The organism is Paraburkholderia sp. 31.1, from assembly GCF_014397645.1.
GTDB lineage: Bacteria > Pseudomonadota > Gammaproteobacteria > Burkholderiales > Burkholderiaceae > Paraburkholderia > Paraburkholderia tuberum.
Genome location: NZ_VZQN01000006.1, coordinates 87,659 through 110,550, shown reverse-complemented (window position 1 = coordinate 110,550; position 22,892 = coordinate 87,659). Strand labels below are relative to the sequence as shown.

Here is a 22,892-nt window from a genome sequence, read left to right as displayed (position 1 = left end):
AGGAGGGGATGAAACGGCGCGGCAACTAGCGCGGGGTCAGTTGCGCGGCGCCGTTGCCGTGGCCCGCGAGCTGCCGCAGCGACTCGAGCGCGGCTTCAGGCGTCGCGAATTTTTCGAGGAACCTGGTGGGAACGAGATTGACCGCCGACGGTGTGGCTTCGTCGATCACCCTGATCTTCGTTTCTTTCATGAGCGCGGCGATGACGAACGTGGCGATATGCCGGCCGCCGTAGAGGTAGTCGAAGGTGGCGAGCGGCACGATGCCTTCGGTCGCCTCGGTGCGGTACTGGCCGGGCTTGCTCGTCAGAATCACGTGCGTGCCGGCCGCGACGGAGCGCGTATTCATGCTGCCTGCTCCAGATCGTCCTGCGCGAGTTCGATGTCGTGCTCGATCCATAGTTGGCACGCGAGGCGATAACCCTGCGCAAGCCGCTCGCCGAGCTGTTTTTTTTCCTTCCAGTTGGGCTCGGGCAGATACTGCGCGCCGGACATCACGCGGCACGCGCACTTCGAGCACTTGCCCATGCCGCATTCGTAGCGCAGATGCGGAAACGGGAATTGCCTGATGCCGGCGCGCACGACGAGGTTGGTGTTCTCCTTGACCTCGCCCTGATGGGTCGCGCCATTTTTGTGAAATACCACTGTTGGCATAACGCTCTCCGTGATTCGCTCGGATCTAGTCTAGTTGAAAAAAAGGATATAGTATACCGTCTACTGCCGGACGGACCACGGCGAGGGCCGAAGACAGCGCCGGTTGGCGCGCATTAGTTCCAGTTTTCTTAGGCTTTCCGCGGTGAGGCCGCAATGAAGCGGCGCGTAGACGGAGCGCTCTTCCCAAGAACGGCTCGCGCAATTCAGACATTTCGGTATACAGTATGCATTAAGAAGGCTACACTAGCTCAACTGTTCCTTCCGTGCCCGACGGCATTCGGGCTTTCGACAACGCCAACCTTTTCCCTACCTGTCAGGAGCTTGAAATGGCTGAATTGATGAACCGTGATGACTTCCGCGCCGCGCTCGAGGACGCCATCAAAGGCAAGAGTGCGAACAAGGCGCCGTTCAGCATCGCGTGGGCGAGCGGCAAGCTGAGCCGCGCGCATCTCGCGCGCTGGGCCGAGAACCACTATCACTACGTGGGCCCGTTCGCCGACTATCTGGCCTACATCTATGCGCGCACGCCGGACCGCTTCACCGAGGCTAAGGACTTTCTGCTCGCCAACATGTACGAAGAGGAAATCGGCGGTGACCGTCATACCGATCTGCTGATCCGTTTCGCCGAAGCGTGCGGCACGACGCGCGAGCGCGTGATAGATCCCGACAACATGTCGCCGACCACGCGAGGCCTGCAGGCATGGTGTTATTCGGTGGCGATGCGCGAGGACCCGATCGTCGCGGTCGCGGCGCTCGTCGTGGGTCTGGAATCGCAGGTGCCGTCGATCTATCGCAAGCAGACGCCGACGCTGCGCGACAAATACCAGTTCACCGACGAGGAAGTGGAGTTCTTCGATCTGCACATCGTGTCGGACGAGATTCATGGCGAGCGCGGCTATCAGATCGTGCTCGAACATGCCGACACGCCCGAGTTGCAGCAACGCTGCCTGAAGATCTGCGAGATCGGCGCGCAGATGCGTCTGCTTTATACGACCGCGCTCTATTACGACTACGTCGAGCAGGACCTGGCGCTGCCCGAACTCGAACTCGCGAGTTGAACCCGCGGCGGCGCGCGCAACGCGGCGCCGTCTTCCGTTGGCATCGCCGCGAGCCAGCCGGCCGGCATGGCGCTGGCCATTGCGGCAACAGCACAGGTATCCGTCATGAGCAATCCGGCAACACCAGAGTTCAAGAATCTCATCGCGGGCGAGTGGACCGCCAGCGTGAGCGGCGGCACGTTCGACAACGTGAATCCCGCCGATACGCGCGACATCGTCGGCCGCTTCCAGGCGTCTTCGGCCGAGGACGCGCGCGCCGCGCTGGCCGCGGCGGCTGGCGCGTTCGCCGCGTGGCGGCGCACGCCGGTCGCGCAGCGCGCGGCCGTTCTCAATCGCGCGGCGGCGTGGCTCGAACAGCACGCGGACGGATTCGCGAACGAACTCACGCGCGAAGAAGGCAAGCCGCTCGCGCAGAGCAGGGACGAAATTCTGCGCTCGGCGCAGGTGCTGCGTTTCTATGCGGTGGAAGGTCAGTCGTATGCCGGCGAGACGTTCCCGAGCGACGATCCCGACATGACCGTCCACACGCAGCGCGAACCCCTCGGCGTCGTCGCCGTGATTACACCGTGGAATTTTCCGATCTCGATCCCGGCGCGCAAAATCGCGCCGGCGCTGGTCGCCGGTAATACGGTGATCTTCAAACCGTCGTCGGATGCGCCGCTGATCGGCTACCGGCTCGCCGAAGCATTCGCGCAGGCGGGCATTCCATCGGGTGTACTGAATTTCATCACGGGACGCGCGTCGGAAATCGGCTCCGTCATTACCGCGTCGCCGGTCGTCAGGGCCGTGTCGTTCACCGGTTCGACCGCCGCTGGCGAACAGATTCATCGCTCCCTACCGCTGACCACGCGCACGCAGATGGAACTCGGCGGCAAGAACCCGCTGATCGTGATGGACGACGCGGATCTCGACCGCGCCGTCGACCTGACGATCAAGGGGGGCTTCTCGCTGACGGGCCAGGCCTGCACCGGCACGAGCCGCGTGCTGGTCATGCAGAGCGTGCGCGATGCGTTCAGCGAGAAACTGCTCGCTAAAGTGAAGACGCTCAAGATCGGCAGCGGCCTCACGCCCGGCATGGACATCGGCCCGCTCGCGACCCGGACGCAGCTCGACACCGTGCTCGACTACGTGGCCTCCGGCAAGGCACAGGCCACGCATCTGTACGGCGGCGAGCGCCTGAGCGGTCCCGATTACGAGCACGGCTATTACGTCACGCCGGCGATCTTCACCGACGTGACGCAGGACATGCGTATCTGCCGCGAAGAAATCTTTGGGCCGGTGATCGCGATCGTCACCGTGACCAGCTACGAGGACGCGATCGCGAAGGCGAACGACACCGAGTATGGGCTCTGCGCCGCGATCGTCACGTCGAATCCACGCCACATGCATCGCTTCGCGGACGACATCGAGGCGGGCACCGTGAAGATCAACCGAACGACGACGGGCAACGCGATCAACGCGCCGTTCGGGGGGCTCAAGCGTTCGAGCACGTCGACGTTTCGCGAATCGGGGCGTGGCGGTCTCGAGTTCTATACGCAGATCAAGACGGTCTATCGCGGCATCTGAGAGCGGCGAGATCAGCTTTCCGAATCAATGAATCAATCAACAATGAGGGGGTTGCAATGAAACAGATATTTCGCCTGGAACTGGCCGAAGCGCGCGAAATGATCCGCGCGGCCATCGGCCGGGCGCAGCAGATCGACGTGCTCGAATCGGTCTGCATCGTCGACGAGGGCGGCTATCCGCTCGCGCTCGAACGGATGGACGGCGCGCGCATCACTGGGCCGCAGATTGCGTGGAACAAGGCGTTCACGGCAGCCGGCCACAAGCGCTCGACGCATCTGTTCACCCAGCGGCCCAACGGTCCCGCGTTGCCGGGCAACGAAGCGTTCGGCATTCAATGGAGCTTCGAGGGTAAGTTTGCGGCATTCGTCGGCGGCTTTCCTGTTGTCGTCGATGGCCAGGTGGTGGGTGGTGTGGGCCTGAGCGGCGGCAACGGCGAGCAGGACACGCAGTGCGGCCTCGCCGCTTTGCAGGGGCTGCACGATCTGCTCGCGGCGCAGGGGCATAGCGTGCTCGTGGAAGCCGACATCAAGAAATGACGCCACGGGCCGCCGGTGCATGCCGGCGGTCCTGTCGTTCGCATCGCATCGTCATGAGGTGGCGTCATGTCATACCGGATTCAGGTGCTCGAAACAGGAGCGTGTTTCAGCGCCGAGCGCGACGAATCGCTGCTCGCCGCCGCGCTACGCGCGGACGTGCCGCTTGCGCACGATTGTCAGTTCGGCGGTTGCGGCACGTGCCGCGTGAAAGTGCACGAGGGCACGCTCGACTACGAGGAGTTTCCGCTCGGACTCACCGAGGAGGAGGCGCAGGCGGGATTTGCGCTCGCGTGTCAGGCGCGGCCGCGCAGCGACATTGTGATCGGCGCGGGCCACGCCGGTGCGCCGACATCGGAGCCGGCGCGTCATACGGTGCGCGTCGAGGCGGTACGCTTGCTGGCGCACGACGTTACGCACCTCACGCTCGCGCTTCCAGAGGATGCCGAAATGATTTACCGGCCCGGTCAGTACATGAACGTGATGCTCGAAGACGGTAGTCATCGCAGCTTCTCGATGGCATCCGCCGCGCGCGCGGGCGGCCTCGTCGACTTTCATGTGCGGAAGATCGCGGGCGGCCGGTTCACCGATCGTGTGGTGGCGCAGCTCAAACCGGGCGACCGCCTCGACGTGGAGCTGCCGCTCGGCGGATTCCGACTGCACGAAGAGGACTATCGTCCGTTGCTGATGGTCGCGACCGGCACCGGCCTGGCGCCGGTGAAAGCGATGCTCGAATCGCTGATGGACGATCCCGATTGCCCGCCCGTCACGCTGTACTGGGGCGCGAGAACGGCCGACGGCCTGTATCTGCATGACGAAATCGGCCGCTGGGCGGAGCGTCTCTACGAGTTCCGCTATGTGCCGGTGTTGTCGCGCGCGGACACAGCATGGAGCGGGCGGCGCGGCTATGTGCAGCATGCGGTGTGCGAGGACCATGCGGACCTGTCGGAGCACGCGGTCTATCTGTGCGGCTCGCCCGCGATGATCGCCGAGGCGAAGGCTGCTTTCATCGCGAAGGGCGCGAGCGTCGATCATCTGTACTCGGACAGCTTTACGTTCCAGCACGCCGCAGCGGCGCTCGTGTAGCGCGCGGCACGCGCGCCATCCAGTCATCAGATTCGCACAAGGAAGCATTCTCCATGATTCATCTGAACGACGCGCAGATCGATGCGCTCGTGGGTTTCGACGAAGCGATCCCGACGCTCGAGCAGGCGTTTCGCGCACTGTCGCGGGGACGCGCGGCGGTGCAGCGGCGCGTGCGCACCGAAGCGGGCGGCGTGAAGCTATCGACGCTCGGCGCCGTGTTGCCCGAAGCTGGCGTGACCGGCGCGAAGGTGTACACGACGATCAACGGCCGCTTCTCGTTCTCGATCGTGCTGTTTTCAACCGACGACGGCCGCCCGCTCGCCACGCTCGACGCGAACGCGCTCACGCGAATCCGCACGGCCGCGACCACGGTGCTCGCGGTGCGAGCGCTCGCGCGCGAAGATGCGCGCGCCGTCGCGATCTTCGGCACGGGCGTGCAGGGGCGCGCGCATGCGCAGGCGCTCGCCGCGCATACCGGTTTGCAGTCGTTCAGAATCGTCGGCCTCGATAACGTGGAGCAGGTCGTCGACGAACTCAACGCGCGTCACCGTGCGCGCGGCGTGAAGGCCACCGCAGGCGAAGCCGCCGAGGCGGTGCGTGATGCCGACGTGATCGTCACCGCGACGCGCGCGACCGGTGCGCTGTTCGATGGCGCGACGCTTGCGCCCGGTGCGATGGTCGCGGCCATCGGGTCGAGCCTGCCCTACACGCGCGAGCTCGACGACACGACGCTCGCGCGCGCGTCGCGCATCGTGGTTGAACTGCATGAACAGGCAAGGGAAGAGGCCGGCGACCTGGTGCAGGCCGCGCCCGGTACGTTCGACTGGCGCAACGTAGTCGAACTCGGCGACGTGCTGGAAGGGCGCGCCAGCGCACGCGTGCGGTCCGAGGACATCGTCGTCTATAAGGCGGTCGGCATCGGCTTGCAGGACGTTGCGCTCGCCGGGCTCGCGTGGCACAAGCATGTCGCTCGCGAAGCGGCCGCACAGCGCGCCTGAACGCCGATGAGCAACGGCACGCCACCCGGCGCCATACCGCACGGCACATCGCCGCCCAACACGGCCCGCTCGTTCCGTCAGTCGCTCTTTGCGATGCTTGGCTTGTCGAGCGTCGTGATGATGGTCGCGATCGATCAGACCGTGGTCGGCACCGCGTTGCCTACCATCGTCGCCGAGCTGAAAGGCTTTAATCTCTATGCGTGGGTCGCGACTGCGTATCTGCTCGCCTCGGTCATCACGGTGCCGATCTTCGGGCGGCTCGGCGACTGGTTCGGACGCAAGCCGTTGATCGTGATCGCGATCGTCGTGTTCACGGCCGCGTCGGTGCTGTGCGGTGCCGCGCACAGCATGCAGGCGCTGGTGCTGTTTCGCGCGTTGCAAGGGATCGGTGGCGGCATGCTGGTGGGCACCTGCTTCGCGTCGATTCCCGATCTGTTTCCCGATCCCGTCGTGCGTCTGCGCTGGCAGGTGCTGTTTTCGAGCGCGTTCGGCGTCGCGAATGCGGTAGGGCCTTCGCTGGGCGGCTTTCTGAGCGAGCACTACGGCTGGCGCTCCGCGTTTCTCGTCAACCTTCCGGTCGGCGTGCTCAGTCTTTATCTGACTGCCCGACATCTACCGAACATTCGCCATCAACTGCGCGGCAAGCTGAGCCCGGACTGGCGCGGCGCATTGTTGATCGCAGCCGGACTCGGTGCGTTGCAACTGCTCGTCGAATCGCTCGCGCAGCAGACGCTGAAGGTTTCGACGATCGCGTTCGGCGTGGTGGCATTGAGCGCGGGCGCGCTGCTCGTGCGCGAGGAACTGCGCGCGGCCGATCCGATTCTGCCGCCGGCGTTGCTGCGCGAGCGGGCCATCATCGCGTTGCTCGCGTTGTCGATGCTGATGGGCTTGGCGATGTTCGCGCTGCTGTTCTATGTGCCGTTGCTGCTGCAAGGCGGCATGGGTCTCAACGCGGATCGCGCCGGCATGATGGTGACGCCGCTCGTGCTATGCATCACCGTCGGCACGATCGCGAATACGCGCGTCGTCACGCGTCTGCGTAAGCCCAACGTGCTGCTGTACGTCGGCTTCGCGTTGCTGGGCGTGGCGTGTTGGGGCGTCGCGGCCGAACGCATGGAGACCGGTCATGCGTTGATGGCCGCATTGACTGCGGGCGGCGTCGGGATCGGTCTCGTGATGCCGAATCTGACCGTGTTTGCGCAGCAGGTGGCGGGCAAGCGTCAGCTTGGCATTGCGACCGCTATGATCCAGTCGGCGCGGATGGTGGGCGGCATGATTGGAACGGCCGTGGTCGGCACAATCGTGCACGTGCTGTATCGCCAACGGGTGGCCGATGTTTTGCAAGGGCACGGTATCGATACGGACGCGCCGTGGGTTGCGCCCGCCGCGCACAGCCCGCAAGTACTGCTGACGTCTCGCGACGTCGCGACCTTCATTCGCGATGCCCACGCGGCAGGGTTCGACGGCGACGCGCTGATCGCCGCGGCGCGCGTCGCGCTCGTGCAGGCCATCGACCACGCGTTGCTCGGGGTGAGCGCGGCAATGGTGCTCGCATGCCTCGCCGTGTCGCTCGTGCCGCTGATTCGCGTGCAGCGATTGGGACGCGAGGTCGCGTCAGTCGCAGTAAGCGAATGAGCGCTGGTGCGGGTCAAAGTTGCTTGCAATAGAAGGTCGTGGCGCAAAACGCGCCGTCGGGCATCAGCGCGTAATTCGGTACGCTGCCGACGCGTTGCCAGCCGGCGCGCTGATAAAGCCGTTCGGCATCGCCACCGGTTACGGTGTCGAGCACGAGAACCGATTTCTTCTCTTCTCGCGCAATGCGATCGAGTTCGCTCATCAGAGCGTGCGCGACGCCGCGCCGGCGTGCTTTTCTGTGCACGAGCATCTTCGCGACGTCGGCGCGATGTGGCTGATTTTCGGGTTGCGCGGTAATCAGCTGCACGGTGCCCACGATATCGCCGCTGTGATCTTCGGCGATCAGCAATACGCGCTCGCCACGCGCGACGCTCTCCACGACGTTGCGCCAGAACGCGAGCGCCGTGTTACGCGAGATCGGCAGCATGAAGCTGACCGATGCTCCGCCTTCCACGCAGTCGATCAGCACGTCGGCGAGCGCTTCGACGCAGGCCGAAGCTTCGTTCGCGCCCACGCGCCGTATGGTCACGTTATCGCTCATCCGTTTCTCCGTTCGTTGACTGGCGATGTGGTCAGCGCGACGAGATAGCGCGCGCGTTTGCGGGTGGGGTTACGGAACACGATCGGGCTGTCGAGCCGCATTGCCAGGCAGTCACCGGTCTTGAGCCGCCAGTTGGTGTCGCCGACCGTGATTTCCATCGACCCGTCGAGCATCCACACCTGTTGATGAATGTGCGCGTCGCGCGCGCCGGTTTCGTAACTGACGCGCAGACCGGCGGGAAAGTTGACCTCGACCAACTGGATCGCCGAGCGCGCGGTCGGCGACAGATGACGTCGCACATACCCCGAGCTCGGATCGGTCCACACCGCCTGCTCGGTCGCGCGACTGACCGGCGATGGCTCGGCAGCCGGCGCGCCATCCTGCTCGAATAGCGACGCGAGCGGCACGTTCAACGCGGTCGCGAGTTTGTCGAGCACGGTCGCGGTAGGGCTGCTCTGAGCGCGCTCGATCAGCGAGATATTCGAGCGGCTGACTTTGCTGCGCTCGGCCAGTGCATCGAGCGACCAATTTTGAGCGTCGCGCAGTTCTTTGATCCGGCGCGCGATCTGGGCGTTGATGTCCATGTAATCCAGTTTAAGGGATGCGGTTTCCAGTAAACTAGACGGCGGCTTTTTTGTTGTCAATGCGCAAATGCCCACTCACCAATTTGAATAAAAATCCGCACAACATTGCCGACTCTTTATTCGCTTTGATTCGCTAACTTTCAATTAGCCTGTGTCGGAAAAGCCTTACGCCCCATTACGCATAAAATTACACGTATTGGTATAAATACCGATGCTGTAGTCAGACTACATTCCTACATTACTCACCACGAAGAGTCGCTACAGCCCATCCAGTTGCGCCGATTCTTCGTCCCACAGGCAAACGTTTGCAGTCATCGCTGCATGCCTGTTTTCGCGTCCGTTTTCCATCCCCCGACGCACTCCGTTGCCCCAGAAAAGCACAATTTCGGAGAGACACCTATGCAGAAGAAACTATGGCCGGCCGTCGCGATAGCGGCGGCCGTGAGCGCCGCTGCGCCCGCCGCTGCGCACGCGGACATCCCCACTCCTGGTCTCGACTTCGCGCCCATGTCGACGGTGCTGAACGCGTTCGCGTCGGCCGCGGCGCATCGGCGCGCGGAAACGCTCGTCAACAAGATGACGATCGACGAAAAGCTGCAGTTCATTCACTCGGAGTACGCGATGTCCGCCGTGCCGGGCGGCGGCGCGGGCTACATTCAGGGCGTGCCGCGTCTCGGCATTCCCGACCTGAACATGGTCGACTCGGCCACGGGTTCGGGCAGCACCAACCAGCCATCGACGACCTTCCCGGCGACGCTCGCGGTAGCAGCGAGCTGGGACCGCGCGCTGTCGTGGAACTTCGGCAAGCAGATCGCGATCCAGTTGCGTCAGCAGGGCTTCGGCATGGGGCTCGGCGGTGGCACCAACCTCGCGCGTGAGCCACGCGGTGGCCGGCTCTTCGAGTACCTCGGCGAAGATCCGGTGCTTGCCGGCGAGATGCTCGCCGAGCGCACCGACGGCACGCAAAGCCAGAAGGTCATCGCGACGATCAAGCACTACATGGGCAACGAGCAGGAACATAACCGCGGCGGCGGCAATAGCCAGATCGACGAGCGCACGATGCGCGAGCTCTATCTGCTGCCGTTCGAAATCGCCGCGCGCCGCGCGCAGCCCGGCAGCGTGATGTGCAGCTACAACGAGGTCAACGGCATCCAGGCCTGCGAGAACCCGCACATTCTCAACGACGTGCTGAAGAACGACTGGCACTTCGAAGGTCAGGTGCAGTCGGACTGGGGCGCGACGCATAGCACGGCACCGGCGATCAATGCGGGTCTCGACGAGGAGGAAGACGTCGGTTCGACCGTCTATCTGACGCCCACGCTGGTCAAACAGGCGATCGCGAACGGCTCGGTGTCGACCGCGCGCCTCGACGACATGGTCGAGCGCAAGCTGTATGTGATGATCCGCACGGGCGTGATGGACGATCCGCCGAAGGGTGGCGCGACCATCGACTTCTCGGCCGCGAGAGCCTTCACGCAGTCGGTCGAAGAGCAGTCGATGGTACTGCTGAAGAACGCCAGCAATCAGTTGCCGCTCGCCGCTGGTTCGCTGTCGCGTATCGCGGTGATCGGCGGCCATGCCGACGCGGCGGTGCTGACGGGCGGCGGTTCAGGCAACACGCGCGATCCGGTGACGGGCGCGTTCGCCGGTTGCGGCGGCTTGACGTTCGGCACGGAGACGGGCTGCAGCTGGTGGACCAACCCGTGGCTGAAGCTGAACACGCCGATCGTGTCGGCGATCAAGGCGCTCGCGCCGCAGGCCACCGTGACCTTCGCCGGCAACAGCGATCAGCAGTCGCCGTTTGCCGCCTACACGCAGCAGCAGATCACCCAGGCGGCCACGCTGGCGGCCAACTCCGACGTCGCGATCGTCGTGGTCGCGCAGCCGGCCGGTGAGGATATCGGCGATCTGCCGAGCTTGGGCCTCGCGAATCCGACCAACCAGGATGCACTCGTCGAAGCGGTTGCGGCGGCCAATCCGCACACGATCGTCGTCGTCGAAAGCGGCAACCCGGTGCTGATGCCGTGGAAGGATAGCGTGTCGGCGATCATCGAAGCATGGTATCCGGGCGAAGGCGGCGGCAACGCGATTGCGAACGTGCTGTTCGGCAAGGTCAATCCTTCCGGCAAGCTGCCCGTCACGTTCCCGGTGCGCGACCAGGATACGCCGACGTGGGGCACGAATGGCGCGTTCGCGGCGAACCCGGTGTACGCCGAGAAGCTCGATATGGGCTATCGCTGGTACGACTCGCAGAACATCACGCCGATGTTCGAGTTTGGCTATGGCCTGTCGTACACGCACTTCGCATACTCGGGTCTGTCGGTTCAGCATCTGCCGGGCGGCCTGATCGACGTGTCGTTCGACGTGCGTAACGATGGTCGCGTCGCCGGTGCGGAAGTGCCGCAGGTGTACCTCGGCGTGCCGTATCAGGGTGAACCGCCGCGGCGTCTCGTCGGCTGGGACAAGGTGGGTCTGAACCCGGGCGAATCGCGTCGTGTGCACGTTGTCGTGACGCAGCGCATGCAGAGCGTGTGGGATACGACGAGCAACCGTTGGCTCTATGTGCCGGGCAGTTCGGTGTACGTCGGCGCATCGTCGCGCGACATCCGTCTGCAGGGGCACGGCTAAATAGTGTGACGGTGTAGCGAATGCGGGCGCGCCAGGTTGCGCGCCCGCCTGAATTGTTGATTACGCTTTCAGCGTGTTCTTGTAGAACTTTCCATCCTTCATCACGATGCGCAGGTTCTGCTCCGGCTTCGCGATCAGGTCGAGATTCTCGAGCGGATTGCCGTCGACGAGCAGCAGATCGGCGTACGCACCTTCCTCGAGTACACCGAGCTTGCGCGGGTACGGATTGCGGTGCCCGGACAGCGCGAGTAGCTGGCCATTGGTGCCCGTTGCGATGCCCAATGCTTCGGTTGCGCTATACCACGCCTTCATATGCGTGAGCATCGTGCCTTGCCGTGCGGCCACGGCCTGCGAAAAGATCAGGTCCGTGCCGAACGCGACCTTGATGCCATGCTTGCGCGCGAGTTTGAAAACCCTGTCGGTGCCCGCGATCACCTGAAGAAATTTTTCGCGGATCGGTGGGGCGAGCGGACCCGCGTCGTCTTCGTTGACGAACGGCTGCGTGCTCAACCACGTGCCGTTCTTCGCCATCAACGCCGCAGTCCTGTCGTCCATCAGATGACCGTGCTCGATGCACTGCACGCCTGCCGCAACGGAGCGCTGAACCGCTTCGGACGTGTACGCATGCGAGAGGATATAGGTGCCCCAGTCGGCCGCTGTTTCGACGGCCGCGCGCAACTGCTTTTCGGTAAACGTGAGCATGTCGAGCGGGCTGCGCGGCGTCGATACCCCACCGGCTCCGACCAGCTTGATCTGCGTCGCGCCCTGAATGAACTGCTCGCGCACCCGCAAGCGGACTTCGTCTTCGCTGTCGGCGATCGCGAAGCCACCGTCCCGTTCCAGTTGGGTGACCTGGTTGCCGGCGCGCGGCAGATCGCTCAGCGCACGAAAATCGCCGTGACCCCCGGTGGTCGTGATCATCGCGCCGGACGGATAGATTCGCGGCCCGGAAATCATGCCGCTATCGATTGCCTGCTTCAGCGCGAATGACGGGCCGCCCGCGTCGCGTATCGTTGTGAAGCCGCGCAGTAGCGTACGTTCGGCTTCAGCGCTTGCCGCAAGATGGACGAATGCAATGTCGGATTGAAGGATGACCTGAATCGGCACTGCCGCGAGCAGCGCGTGCCAGTGCATGTCGATCATGCCGGGCATCATCACCTTGCCACCGCAATCGACGAGCGTTTTGCCGTCGATCGAAGCCGGTTGACCCCGACCCAACTGGCTGATGCTGTCACCCTCGACAACCATATAGAGGCCGTCACGCAACGTCGACGATTTGCCATCGAACAAGCGGAAGTTCGTGAACAGCACCGGCTTGTCCGGCGGTGCTGGCGGTTGGGTGGTTTGAGCATTGCCAAGACCGGGCAGAACCAGGCTCAGCATCGAAGCGGCGAGACCGGTGACGAAGCCGCGCCGCGACAGATCGGCACTGATACGGCGGTTGGCATACTGCGCTTGAGACTTGTCACAAAGACATGAAAACGACGGACTGACTGCTTTATCGCCGAGGTACTTTCCTGAAGGCATAGCTCACCCGTAACGTAGATCACCGTGCATCGAAAGCCGCCATCTGACTACATTTCACACCTGGCGACGCGAAAGTCAAGCCCGCACAGATTATCGCCTCCGAACGAGGATGGCAAATTCCGCGTCGCTTGATACAAGCATTGAAATTGCATCTATTACTCGATTACGCGGCTGCAGCATGTAATTAGAAAAATATGCTTGCGACGGGCGAAAAGAACGGGCTATGCTCACGCCACGTATTCTGTAAGTGAATCTCCCGAAATAAGGCGCGATTCCCTACCCTGCTTGGGGGGGAGCTGCGCCAAACAAACGTCCCAATAAAGCGGATGCATCGGCTATTACAAACGTATTTTCTATCATCGCGATTATCGAGCGAGGCGATCGGTCATTCTTTTAACGCCGCTGCAATTAGAAACTCAACTATTTCACAATTTCGCCGCCACTCCATGAATGCCGGGATCGGAAAAGTCGCATTCAGTCTTTTTTAATTTTTCACGGAGAAACAGAAATGATCGATGTGTCAAAGCCGCGTATGCTCAAGGTGCTGGCGGGGGCCGGCTTGTCGCTGTTTGCCGTCACCGCGATGGCCGACGATACGCTCGGTTTGTCGGAAAGCCTGTTCTCCATCGGCGCGCCGGAAGTGACGCAGGCGCCTGGCGCGAGCGCGAGCCCGTGGCGCTTTGCGGTTGGCGCAGGGGTCGTGAACATGCCGAAATTTCCGGGCGCGAGTGGCACGAAATGGGAGGCGGTGCCGTCGGTGAGCGTGAATTACGACCGCTTCTTTATCGGCGCGAATCCAGACGCGGGCTCGGTGCTATCGCTGGGCGCATATCTGTATCGTGATAGTAACTGGCGCGTCGGCGCGGCGGTGACCTACGATTTCATCGAACCGCGCAGCGAGTCCGACGACTCGCGGCTGCACGGACTGGGCGACGTCAAACGCACCGCGCACGCGGAGCTGTTCGGTGTTTATACGTGGGAGTTCGTCACGGCGCGCGCGAGCGTTTTGACCGATATTGCCGGCAACGATCGCGGCACCGTCGCGACTTTCGATCTGTTGGGACGCTATCAACCCATTGCGCAACTGACGCTCAGCGCAGGCCCGGGCCTGACGTGGGGAAGCGACAAGTACAACGAAACCTATTTTGGCGTGAATTCCGAGCAGAGCGCGCGCTCGGGATTGCCGACCTACTCGGCCAGCTCCGGTTTGAACCAGTTGCGCTTCTCAGTCAACGGGGTTTACCGGATCGCAACGCGTTGGAACGTCGGCGCGAGCGTGTCGTTCGCGTGGCTGCGCGGCGACGCGACCGACAGCCCCATCACCGAAAAGACGAGTCAGATTACGTACGGCCTTTTCGCCAATTACCTCTTTTAGTCGTCCGCCAAAAACGAAGGCCCGCTGCACCCGATCGCGTGGGTGCAGCGGGCTTTCCCGTTCTACGAGTCAGCAAGCGCTTCGTCAATTCTTCTGCGCGAGCAGCGCCTGAATCCTGGCTTCGGTCTGCGCATAGTCGCCTTCTCCAAAGTGCGTGTAGACGATATGACCTTGCTTGTCGATCAGATAGAACGCGGGCCAGTACTGGTTGTTATAGGCATTCCAGGTGGCGTACTGGTTGTCCTGCGCAACCGGATAGCTGATACCGAGCCGTTTCAGCGCGGTCTTCACGTTGCCGGTGTCGCGTTCGAACGGATATTCCGGCGTATGCACGCCGATCACCGTGAGCCCCTGATCCTTGTACTTCTGGTTCCAGCTTTTTACGTAAGGCAGCGTGTTGGCGCAATTGATGCAGCTATAGGTCCAGAAGTCGACGAGTACCACTTTGCCGCGCAATTGCTGCAATTTGAGCGGCTCGCTATTGAGCCATTGCGTGATGCCTGTGAGCTCGGGTGCGGGCGAGCCGCTTTCCTGCGGCGCGGCGATGGCGACCGTACTCGTCGCGATCAACGCGCAGGCGGCAAACGCGGTGGACAGTGCGAAGGTTTTCAAGCGGGTAGTCATGTCAAAGTCCTTTGAGTGAGGGGAAAAGACCGGCGAGCCGCGCGTACAGCAGCACGTCGTACTGCAAATAGATGGCGAGGGCGGTCAGCATCACCAGTACGCCGAATACCTGTTGCAGGCGCTGCGCGTGACGTGAGACCACACGTACATGACGCGTCACGTAATGGCCGCCGTAGATGATCGCGAGCATCGGAATCGCCGCGCCGATCGCATACAGCGTGAGCAGCAGAGCCGACCAACCGAGATCCTGAGCCTTCACGACGAGCACCAGAATCGACGCGAGCACGGGCCCGGCGCAGGGCGTCCATACCGCGCCGAGCGACATGCCGAGCACGAAGCCGCCCGCGTTGCCGCTGCCGGGTTGCGTAGCTGGCGCAATGGCCGCGCCGATGCGCTCGAGCGGCCCTTGCAGTTGCGCGACGAGCCAGTCGTAAGGTCGCGGCCAGATACGCAGAAGCCCGGACAGTGCGAGCAACGCAATGCCGGTATTGCGCAGTACCTGTTGCGCAACGTGCACGGTGCTCGACACCGCGCCCAATAGCAGCGCGAAAGACGCGAAAGTCAGAATGAAGCCGGCGACGATGAACAGTGGCCGCGTGCGGCTCGGTCGTTCGACGGAAGTGCCGAGCAGGATCGGCATCACCGGCAGCACGCAGGGAGAGGCAATCGTCAGCAGCCCGGCGAGCAGGGCGAGCGGAGTTTCGAGAGTACTGTGCATGATGGGCGTTCCGTTGGCTGGGATGGCCGTATTGGAACGCCCGCACGTATCTGGTTTATGTCGGGGATCAGGCGCGCTTGCAATGTAGTGTGTCTGCGTATGGCGCGGATACATTGCGACACAAATCGGTTGAGGAACCGATGCGCGCGGGGGGCGAGGCGGCGGTAGCCGAACGCTGGCTCAGCGCGCCCTGCGCTTACGCACCGCGGTTCCCATCGCGGCTGCGACGCTATTTGCGCTGGACGTGGAGAACATCGGCATACGCTCCTCGATCCAGCGCAGCAATTCGAGAGGTCCCGGTGCGAGCGGCCGGCCGGTCTTGACGAGCACACGCGCCTGCGCGCCGGAAAACAGCGGATGCGCGATCGGTATCGTCGTCAATTCGCCGCTCGCGATTTCGCGGTAGGCAGCGAATTCGCCGATCAGCGTCATGAAGTTGTCGACCGTGACGAAGCGCTTCAATGCGCTCAGTGAGTTGCTGGTCAGCGTCGCGGGAATCGACACGTTTTCGGCGAGTTCCGTCATCTTGACGACATGACCGATCCCAAAGGTCGGTGGCATCAACGCGAGTGGCCACGCGCGTAGGTCGTCGAGCGTCGCGGGTCGCTTGCGCTTCGCGAGCGGATGGTCGCTTCTTAGCAACAACACGACCGGCTGCGGCGAACTCGCGCGATGCTCGAGGCGCGCATGAGGCGGCGGATTGTACGCAAGCCCGATATGCGCACGACTTTCGGCGACTTCTTCCTGGATCGCGTCGACAGCGAGCATATCGAGGCCGATTTCGAGTTCTGGATATTGGACGCAGAATGGCGCGAGCACATCGTCGACCAGCGTATCGACGAAGCCTTCGCTGACCGCGAGCCGGATCTGCCCTCGCTGCAGGCCTTTCAACGCATGCAATTGATCTTCGAGCTTCTCCTGCTGCGAACGGTAGCCGCGCCAGAATTCGAGCAGATGCGTGGCCGCTTCGGTCGGCCTGACTCCGCGCGGCTGCCGCTCGAACAGCACCGCGCCGAGTTCGTCCTCGAGCAGCTTGATCTGCCGCGTGATCACGGAGGGTGACGTATTGATGCTTTCGGCGGCGCCGCGGATGGTGCCGTGCATGAGCACCTCGTTGAAGTAGCGAAGGCGTTGCTGGTTGATCTCGCGCATGTGATTTGTCGATTGCAATTAATGTGTTGCCTACAAGGCAACGATATGTGAACTTAGTTGCTCTTGCTGATGAAGGCTTGCGCTGTCACTATCCATCTCAAGCGTCGCGACCGCGGTAAGCCAGTGGTTCAGTCGTCAAGGCATCTCCGGTTTCAGATTCGTTCTACCCGTCTCGTTCGATTCGTTTCAGATTGCCATTGAAGTCTGTTCTGCCTGCACGGTGCTCGCATGCGGCTGTGTGATATCGCGCGCGAGCGGACCCGATCAATTCCGTATCAAAGCCTTTGCTTGAAGGAGAACAACCATGTCGGATCAGATCAATAGTCGCCGCCGCCGCTTTCTCGGAACGGCGGTTGCCGGTATCAGCCTGCTCGAATTGGGACTGAGCGGGCTCGCGCATGCGCACTCGGCCGACGCGGCCGGCAATGCGAAAGCGGGCGCGCGCGTGGCGTCGTTCGAGAAGATTCGCTCGATCAATGCGGGCACGCTGAACGTCAGCTACGCGGAAGCGGGGCCGCAGAACGGACCGGTGGTCATTCTGCTGCATGGCTGGCCTTACGACATCTACAGCTTTGCCGAAGTGACGCCGTTGCTGACGGCGGCCGGTTATCGCGTGATCGTGCCTTACCTGCGCGGCTACGGCGGCACGCGTTTTCTGTCGGCGGATACGCCGCGCAACGGTCAACAGGCGGTGGTCGCGGTCGACATCATCAACCTGATGGACGCGCTGAAAATCGACAAGGCCGTGCTCGGCGGCTTCGACTGGGGCGCGCGCACGGTGAACATCGTCGCCGCGCTGTGGCCGCAACGCGTGAAGGCGATGGTGTCGGTGAGCGGCTATCTGATCGGCAGCCAGGACGCGAACCGCGCGCCGTTGCCGCCGAAGGCCGAGCTGGCGTGGTGGTATCAGTTCTATTTCGCCACGGAGCGCGGCCGCGCCGGCTATGAAGCGAACCGTCATGACTTCAACAAGCTGATCTGGCATACCGCCTCGCCGAAATGGAATTTCGACGACGCCACGTTCGAGCGCTCCGCCGAATCGTTCAATAACCCGGACCATGTTGCCGTGGTGATTCACAACTATCGCTGGCGTCTGGGACTCGCGCAGGGCGAGCCGCAATACGACGAACTCGAAAAGCGCCTCGCCTCCGGACCGACGATCGCGGTGCCGACCATCACACTCGAAGGCGATGCGAACGGCGCCGCGCATCCCGAGCCCGCAGCATACGCGAAGAAGTTTACCGGCAAGTATCAGCACCGCAATATCAGCGGCGGCATCGGCCATAACCTGCCGCAGGAAGCGCCGAAAGCCTTTGCGGATGCGATTCTCGACGTCACCCGCCTTTGATGGAGCCGGCGCGCGCCGGCTTCTTCTGAACGGAACCCCAGCAGTCGAACGTACGGCTGCTGGGGTTTTTTCATGAGCGGGCCATTTGCAACCCACCTGCAACCCGCACGACGCATGCGACGCCGGCCCTGCACGGCATGTTCGGAACTGGGTTTTTGTATCGCAATGTATCAACGGCATACGCAGACAAACACGCTTGCAGAAATGGGGGATGACGAAAACATTGCAGATACGTTGGAGCGTTCTAATGTCTTCACGCAAGGTTGATTCACGACGTTGCGTGTGAATCAGGCGGGACGTCACAGTGTATCTGCGTCGATGGCTTCGCGTCCCGCTCAATCCTTATCCCTGATGGTTCGATACCCGGAGAAGACTCATGAAACTCGTTCAATCGCTGATCGTCGCCGCACTCGTCGCCGTTCCCGTCGTTTCGTTCGCGCAATCGCAGCCGCAACAGGCACTCACACGGGCCGAAGTCCGCGCGGAACTGGTCCAGTTGGAAAAGGCCGGCTACAACCCGGCCAGCGACAACACGCAATACCCGCAGAACATCGAAGCGGCCGAGGCGCGCATCAGCGCGGGCCATGACGCGGCCGCCTACGGTGGCGTCGCGAACGGCAGTTCCGCTTCGGGCTCGCACGTGCCGATGAAGCGTGCGGCGGCGGATCGCGTGTACGACGGCTCCAACATCGTCGGCCTCGGTTCCATCTACGCGCATTCGTGATCGATGCAAATGAGCAGGCCGTCCGCGTGCATCGGCTCACGTCGACGCGCGGACTCCTTGTTTAACTCAACCTGTCGAGGCAAAAACGATGACCACGCTGCTGAAAAAAATTCTGGGCTCCGTTCTGTTGCTGGGCGGACTGTGCGCGTTGCAGGCCACGGAGTCCGCGCAGGCGGCGCCGTCCGATGACCTGAAGGGCAAGAACGTCGTTCTCGTACACGGCGCTTTCGCTGACGGGTCCAGCTGGGACAAAGTGATCCCATTGCTCGAAGCGCGCGGCCTGCACGTGGTGGCCGTGCAGAATCCGCTGAGCTCGCTCGCCGACGACGTGGCGGCAACCCGGCGCGTGATCGCGCAGCAGAACGGGCCTGTGATTCTGGTCGGCCATTCATGGGGCGGCGTGGTGGTCAGCGAGGCCGGCAACGACGACAAGGTGAAGAGCCTCGTGTACGTCGCGGCATTTGCGCCGGACAACAGTCAGTCCATTGCCGACATCACGAAGGACCACCCCGCGCCAGTCTGGGCGAGCGAATTGCGCAAGGACTCGGCGGGTTATCTGACGCTATCGACCCAGGCGGTGCTGGACGACTTCGCGCAGGATCTGCCGCTGCCGCAGAAGCGCCTGATCGCGGCGACCCAGCAGCCTTGGGCCGCTGGCTGTATCGACGACAAGGTGACGAACGCCGCGTGGCATGGCAAGCCGTCGTACTTCGTGGTGTCGGGCCGCGACCGCATGATCGATCCGTCCTTGCAACTGGAGATGGCGAAACACATCGACGCGAAGATCACGCGCGTCGCCACCAGCCACGTCGCGATGCTGAGCCAGCCGCAGGCCGTGGCCGACGCGATCATCGCCGCCTCGCGGGCCGCGCATTGAAGCGCGCGCAGTCTTGTCAAGCAGATTGCGATTGACGGAATGCTCTTCATGCAGCGCAGCGCGAACATCGAGCGGCTATGGCGAATGCCTGCGATCTTGTTTTTGCTGATCGAGCAATGCGACATAGCCGCGGATATACCCTTCGTTTTCGAGGCTTCAGACAATGGAGATACGGCACGTTTGCGGCTTCACCGGTTCTGTCCCATCAGTACCTCGTCGAATGAAGCGCATTGGTCGGCCAATCATCAGTACCTTTTGCTGGGCAGTACTTTTGCGCTGATATTCGCGTTGGGCGTCGCATCGACGGCACTCTTCCCGCACCGTCTGCGTACGGTTCTACAGCGGCCGACGCGGCTGCGCATCGTGAACCGTCTGATGGGGAGTTTGCTGGTAGGGATGGGCACGCTGATGGCGGCGGTACGCTGACCACGAAACGATCCGCATACCGCCGCCGCGGGAACAACGTCATCCTTATCGTCCGTACCGCGCGATATCAATGGAAAATGAGGTACAGGATGATCAATACGATCACTGGAACGCCGAGCAGCCAGCCAAGTAGGTAAGGCATGATGTCATCTCCTTTCGTATTGGAGTTCGAATACGCAGGAGTTTCAGCAGGCAGCGTGCCTGGCTCGAAGATGTCGATCTATTCGAGCAATCGAACGACGGCAACGCCGATGGTCCGCGTATCGGCTTTAGCCATATCGATGCCATAGCCGATTCCGAACTCGCGCCGGTAATCGGCGCGACCTGATTGGCCAGTAACTTTTCCATCGAGTGCTCCGGCAACGACGAAAAAGCGAAGCCGCCACCTACCGGCACGCGACATCGCGCGGATAGACGGCGGCCCGCCTCATGTTCCAGTCCACTACGCGTGGTCTATATCACACCGGCAACCAGCAGAACGATCACCACGATCAGTACGATGCCGAGTCCACCGGTCGGACCATAGCCCCACGATCGGCTGTGTGGCCACGCTGGAAATGCGCCGATCAGCAGCAGAATCAGCACGATTAGAAGAATGGTTCCTAGCATGTTATGACCTCCGCCTGGTTGAGAGACCTGCTTTGTCTACGTTGGCCACAAGGCCGCAGGGTAATCCCCAGGGAGCAAACCTTGTGCCCAAGGTCGATCCTTTAATCAGATCACCGGGGCGACGCGCGGCACGTGCGGACATTCTCGAGCCAATTGAAACGGCACCCGTCGCGCTCAAAACCTGAGCCGGGTGCCGTTTTTCCAATTGCGGACACCTCGCGCGTCCTACAGATAGGTTCCGCTGATGCGGCCTTCGAAGATCGCGGTGTTGATGTCCCAATCGTCGACGGTACCCGTGCCGCCACCGTCCACCTTGACGACTACCGAGCGGCCGCCGCGCAGCGTCTTCATCTGTTCGGCGGTCAGCGTTTTCTCGTCGGATGGCTCGCTCGCGCCGGGCGGCAGGTCTTTGATGATCACAACGGCTTTCATGGCATTTCTCCTTGACGTGGAAAGGCGAGCACAGTGCGGCGCCCGCATCGATTTCTGCAAGGCCTATGCCAATGTGAGGGAACGTGCGCCGCAACATGGAGCGGGGGCCGCGATGCGAAGCCTGGCAAGGATCCGCGCGATAGCCGCGTTGAATCGCACTGAACACGATCGCGATTGCGCGTCGATGTGTTTGCGCGCGTCCCACGAGTCACGAGCGAATGGTTGGGGCGCAGCGCAGCGTCGCGCGTCGCGAACTCAGGCGTCCAACACTCAATCGCAAGCGCAAACAGAAACGGCACGCGCCATATGTGCGTGCCGTGATGGTGAAACGCCCCGGCGAGGAATGCTAGCGGCGCTGGCGTCTACGCGGCGAGGCTGCTTCCGCGATACGCAGATGCGCGGCCGGAAAGCCCGGCGGGTATTCGACGACGCGCATCGCGGCCGGCACCAGCGGCGCGGCGAGACTCGAGCGCGCGCCGACACGGGCGCCGCCGACGATCGCGGCCATCGCCTCGCGGTCCAGTTCGACGCTTTCGGTCAGATCCTTGATGCTCAGCTTGGCCATGATGGCTCCAGAAAAATGCTCCGGCGGCCAGACCCGTTCGGGTGCCGGCCGCCGTGCTCGGAATGTGTTCGGCGTGTCATTCGTTGTGCTGAGGTCTCAACGCACTATCAGTATAGGAAATCCATTCGCGGCGCGCATGGCCGTGGTGTTGCCGCGGCAGTGAAGGAACCCCCAGTCCCCCGCTGCTGCCCCGGCTTACACGGCGGAGTAATTGGCGCCCGACAGGATAGGGTCGACTTTCAGCTTCAGCGGCAGCACGACGCCTGGCCCGATCGAACCGATGTCATTGAGCGCTGCGACGTTGACGATTTGCTGCTGAGCCAGATTCTGAGTGACGTTGACGTTGACGTTGACGTTGGCGATGCCGGCAAGGCTGCCGAGACCACCAAGGCCCGAAGGCATGGGCACGTTGCTGCCGGTGCCGCCGGCGATCCCGGACATGGCCCGGCGGTCGAGTTCGCGCGTGCCGGACAGATCGCGAATCATGAGGGATGACATGGCGTTTCTCCAAAGACGTACGGAAAGCGGACATGAATGGCTCGCGGCGAAGCGACCCGCGGCTGCGGGCGCCTCGCCGCACCACGCACTATTAGTGGTTGCTGTTGCTCGAATTGATATACGGCGAGAAGTCCGACGTGATGCCGGTGGCGAGCGCAACATCGTTGCCGTTGGCGTTCTGGAAGTTCAGTTCGTTACTGATCAGTTGCGTGGTGCTGGTGTTCTTGACGCTGGTCGGCGCATAGACCGGGGCGAAGCTGTAGTACTTGCTCGGGCCGAAGCCGCCGCGTACGGCTTGCATGGCTTTGCTGTCGAGTTGTTCGGTGACGGACAGGTCTTTGATCATCAGCGTTTTCATGGTGAGTCTCCTGAAAGAAGTGTTCGCAGTGTTGCGAGTGGTTTCGAGCAATTCGTTTGCTCGGACATCACTAACGCACAGGCTGTGCCAGTATTAATCAAGGATCCTGAGGAAATCGGCGAAGCCCTGTCGTATAAGGGTTTTGCGCGTGGAGGGACCACCGTGCCGGTCAGCTCGAAGCACGCTGACGCGCTCGGAGCGGTGGCCGCCGTCCGACATCGCGGCGGACCCTGTTGGATAGCGCACGACATTGCGCGAGCCAGCACGCGGCGCGGCGCGCGGCTCATGCCTGGTTTGCCTGGTTTGCGAAAGCGCGGACCGGGAGCTAGTATCGAAACGGCACATGTAACTGGATACGACAGGTTTTCTATCGACCCGC

General features: G+C 62.6%; 24 protein-coding genes and 1 pseudogene. 11 read left to right on the top strand and 14 right to left on the bottom strand.

Features of this window, described 5'->3' with window-relative positions; genetic code table 11:
* Window positions 1-25: 25 nt before the first annotated feature.
* On the bottom strand, window positions 26-346 hold the full coding sequence (locus tag F6X37_RS05745; RefSeq protein WP_187610618.1) for a hypothetical protein: 321 nt from the start codon (window positions 344-346) through the stop codon (window positions 26-28).
* Window positions 343-651, bottom strand: coding sequence for a 2Fe-2S iron-sulfur cluster-binding protein (locus F6X37_RS05740; protein WP_184061583.1), 309 nt, complete (start codon window positions 649-651; stop codon window positions 343-345). The genes F6X37_RS05745 and F6X37_RS05740 overlap by 4 nt, the downstream gene beginning before the upstream one ends.
* Before the next feature lie 326 nt (window positions 652-977).
* Here F6X37_RS05740 and F6X37_RS05735 point away from each other — a divergent pair, with 326 nt between their 5' ends.
* From F6X37_RS05735 to F6X37_RS05710, 6 genes are all read left to right on the top strand, one after another.
* Window positions 978-1,709 (top strand): TenA family transcriptional regulator, encoded by a 732-nt coding sequence (locus F6X37_RS05735; RefSeq protein ID WP_090807609.1) that lies wholly within the window; start codon window positions 978-980, stop codon window positions 1,707-1,709.
* A gap of 105 nt (window positions 1,710-1,814) precedes the next feature.
* Window positions 1,815-3,275 carry an aldehyde dehydrogenase family protein gene (locus F6X37_RS05730; RefSeq protein ID WP_187610617.1) on the top strand — a complete coding sequence of 487 codons (1,461 nt, stop codon included), beginning with the start codon at window positions 1,815-1,817 and terminating at the stop codon, window positions 3,273-3,275.
* Window positions 3,276-3,331: 56 nt separating this feature from the next.
* A complete protein-coding gene (locus F6X37_RS05725; RefSeq protein WP_184061585.1) occupies window positions 3,332-3,811 on the top strand; it encodes a GlcG/HbpS family heme-binding protein in 480 nt (159 codons plus the stop codon).
* A gap of 66 nt (window positions 3,812-3,877) precedes the next feature.
* Complete coding sequence (locus tag F6X37_RS05720; protein WP_187610616.1) at window positions 3,878-4,894, top strand: 2Fe-2S iron-sulfur cluster-binding protein; 1,017 nt, start codon at window positions 3,878-3,880, stop codon at window positions 4,892-4,894.
* A 53-nt stretch (window positions 4,895-4,947) separates the two neighbouring features.
* Complete coding sequence (locus F6X37_RS05715) at window positions 4,948-5,892, top strand: ornithine cyclodeaminase family protein (protein WP_187610615.1); 945 nt, start codon at window positions 4,948-4,950, stop codon at window positions 5,890-5,892.
* Between the two features lie 6 nt (window positions 5,893-5,898).
* A complete protein-coding gene (locus F6X37_RS05710; RefSeq protein WP_262419812.1) occupies window positions 5,899-7,527 on the top strand; it encodes an MFS transporter in 1,629 nt (542 codons plus the stop codon).
* A 13-nt stretch (window positions 7,528-7,540) separates the two neighbouring features.
* Here F6X37_RS05710 and F6X37_RS05705 read toward each other — a convergent pair whose 3' ends face one another.
* Window positions 7,541-8,068, bottom strand: coding sequence for a GNAT family N-acetyltransferase (locus F6X37_RS05705; protein ID WP_187610614.1), 528 nt, complete (start codon window positions 8,066-8,068; stop codon window positions 7,541-7,543).
* The gene (locus F6X37_RS05700) at window positions 8,065-8,652 is read right to left on the bottom strand and encodes a helix-turn-helix domain-containing protein (protein ID WP_187610613.1); all 588 of its coding nucleotides are present in this window, start codon (window positions 8,650-8,652) and stop codon (window positions 8,065-8,067) included. The genes F6X37_RS05705 and F6X37_RS05700 overlap by 4 nt, the downstream gene beginning before the upstream one ends.
* A 399-nt stretch (window positions 8,653-9,051) precedes the next feature.
* Between F6X37_RS05700 and F6X37_RS05695 the strand changes: the two genes are divergently transcribed.
* On the top strand, window positions 9,052-11,280 hold the full coding sequence (locus F6X37_RS05695) for a beta-glucosidase family protein (RefSeq protein ID WP_187610612.1): 2,229 nt from the start codon (window positions 9,052-9,054) through the stop codon (window positions 11,278-11,280).
* Between the two features lie 60 nt (window positions 11,281-11,340).
* Here the strand turns inward: F6X37_RS05695 and F6X37_RS05690 are convergent, their stop codons facing one another.
* The gene (locus tag F6X37_RS05690) at window positions 11,341-12,807 is read right to left on the bottom strand and encodes a metal-dependent hydrolase family protein (protein WP_262419811.1); all 1,467 of its coding nucleotides are present in this window, start codon (window positions 12,805-12,807) and stop codon (window positions 11,341-11,343) included.
* Window positions 12,808-13,315: 508 nt separating this feature from the next.
* On the opposite strand from F6X37_RS05690, the gene F6X37_RS05685 reads away from it, so the two are divergent.
* A complete protein-coding gene (locus tag F6X37_RS05685) occupies window positions 13,316-14,182 on the top strand; it encodes a MipA/OmpV family protein (protein ID WP_187610611.1) in 867 nt (288 codons plus the stop codon).
* Between the two features lie 84 nt (window positions 14,183-14,266).
* On the opposite strand, the gene F6X37_RS05680 is transcribed toward F6X37_RS05685, so the two are convergent.
* The 3 genes from F6X37_RS05680 to F6X37_RS05670 form a co-directional block, all read right to left on the bottom strand.
* Entirely contained in the window at window positions 14,267-14,806 is a 540-nt protein-coding gene (locus F6X37_RS05680) for a thioredoxin family protein (RefSeq protein WP_018423742.1), read from the bottom strand.
* A gap of 1 nt (window position 14,807) precedes the next feature.
* Window positions 14,808-15,524 (bottom strand): cytochrome c biogenesis CcdA family protein, encoded by a 717-nt coding sequence (locus F6X37_RS05675; protein ID WP_187610610.1) that lies wholly within the window; start codon window positions 15,522-15,524, stop codon window positions 14,808-14,810.
* Window positions 15,525-15,704: 180 nt separating this feature from the next.
* On the bottom strand, window positions 15,705-16,676 hold the full coding sequence (locus F6X37_RS05670; protein WP_187610609.1) for a LysR family transcriptional regulator: 972 nt from the start codon (window positions 16,674-16,676) through the stop codon (window positions 15,705-15,707).
* A gap of 304 nt (window positions 16,677-16,980) precedes the next feature.
* Between F6X37_RS05670 and F6X37_RS05665 the strand changes: the two genes are divergently transcribed.
* From F6X37_RS05665 to F6X37_RS05655, 3 genes are all read left to right on the top strand, one after another.
* Window positions 16,981-18,024, top strand: a complete 1,044-nt coding sequence (locus F6X37_RS05665) for an alpha/beta fold hydrolase (RefSeq protein WP_187610608.1) — start codon at window positions 16,981-16,983, stop codon at window positions 18,022-18,024.
* Window positions 18,025-18,400: 376 nt separating this feature from the next.
* Window positions 18,401-18,748: a DUF4148 domain-containing protein gene (locus tag F6X37_RS05660; protein ID WP_187610607.1), complete on the top strand. Its 348-nt coding sequence runs from the start codon at window positions 18,401-18,403 to the stop codon at window positions 18,746-18,748.
* Window positions 18,749-18,836: 88 nt separating this feature from the next.
* Window positions 18,837-19,625, top strand: a complete 789-nt coding sequence (locus tag F6X37_RS05655) for an alpha/beta fold hydrolase (RefSeq protein ID WP_187610606.1) — start codon at window positions 18,837-18,839, stop codon at window positions 19,623-19,625.
* A 23-nt stretch (window positions 19,626-19,648) separates the two neighbouring features.
* Here the strand turns inward: F6X37_RS05655 and F6X37_RS37885 are convergent.
* From F6X37_RS37885 to F6X37_RS05625, 6 genes and pseudogenes are all read right to left on the bottom strand, one after another.
* Window positions 19,649-19,723, bottom strand: a pseudogene (locus F6X37_RS37885) (AsnC family transcriptional regulator); the annotation flags it as partial.
* Between the two features lie 781 nt (window positions 19,724-20,504).
* Window positions 20,505-20,660, bottom strand: coding sequence for a DUF3309 family protein (locus tag F6X37_RS05645; protein ID WP_018423731.1), 156 nt, complete (start codon window positions 20,658-20,660; stop codon window positions 20,505-20,507).
* A 225-nt stretch (window positions 20,661-20,885) separates the two neighbouring features.
* Complete coding sequence (locus F6X37_RS05640; protein ID WP_187610605.1) at window positions 20,886-21,092, bottom strand: hypothetical protein; 207 nt, start codon at window positions 21,090-21,092, stop codon at window positions 20,886-20,888.
* A gap of 346 nt (window positions 21,093-21,438) precedes the next feature.
* Window positions 21,439-21,657: a hypothetical protein gene (locus F6X37_RS05635; protein ID WP_184005151.1), complete on the bottom strand. Its 219-nt coding sequence runs from the start codon at window positions 21,655-21,657 to the stop codon at window positions 21,439-21,441.
* 195 nt (window positions 21,658-21,852) lie between these two features.
* Complete coding sequence (locus F6X37_RS05630) at window positions 21,853-22,155, bottom strand: hypothetical protein (protein ID WP_090807592.1); 303 nt, start codon at window positions 22,153-22,155, stop codon at window positions 21,853-21,855.
* 91 nt (window positions 22,156-22,246) lie between these two features.
* Window positions 22,247-22,513: a hypothetical protein gene (locus F6X37_RS05625; RefSeq protein WP_090807590.1), complete on the bottom strand. Its 267-nt coding sequence runs from the start codon at window positions 22,511-22,513 to the stop codon at window positions 22,247-22,249.
* Window positions 22,514-22,892 lie beyond the last annotated feature (379 nt).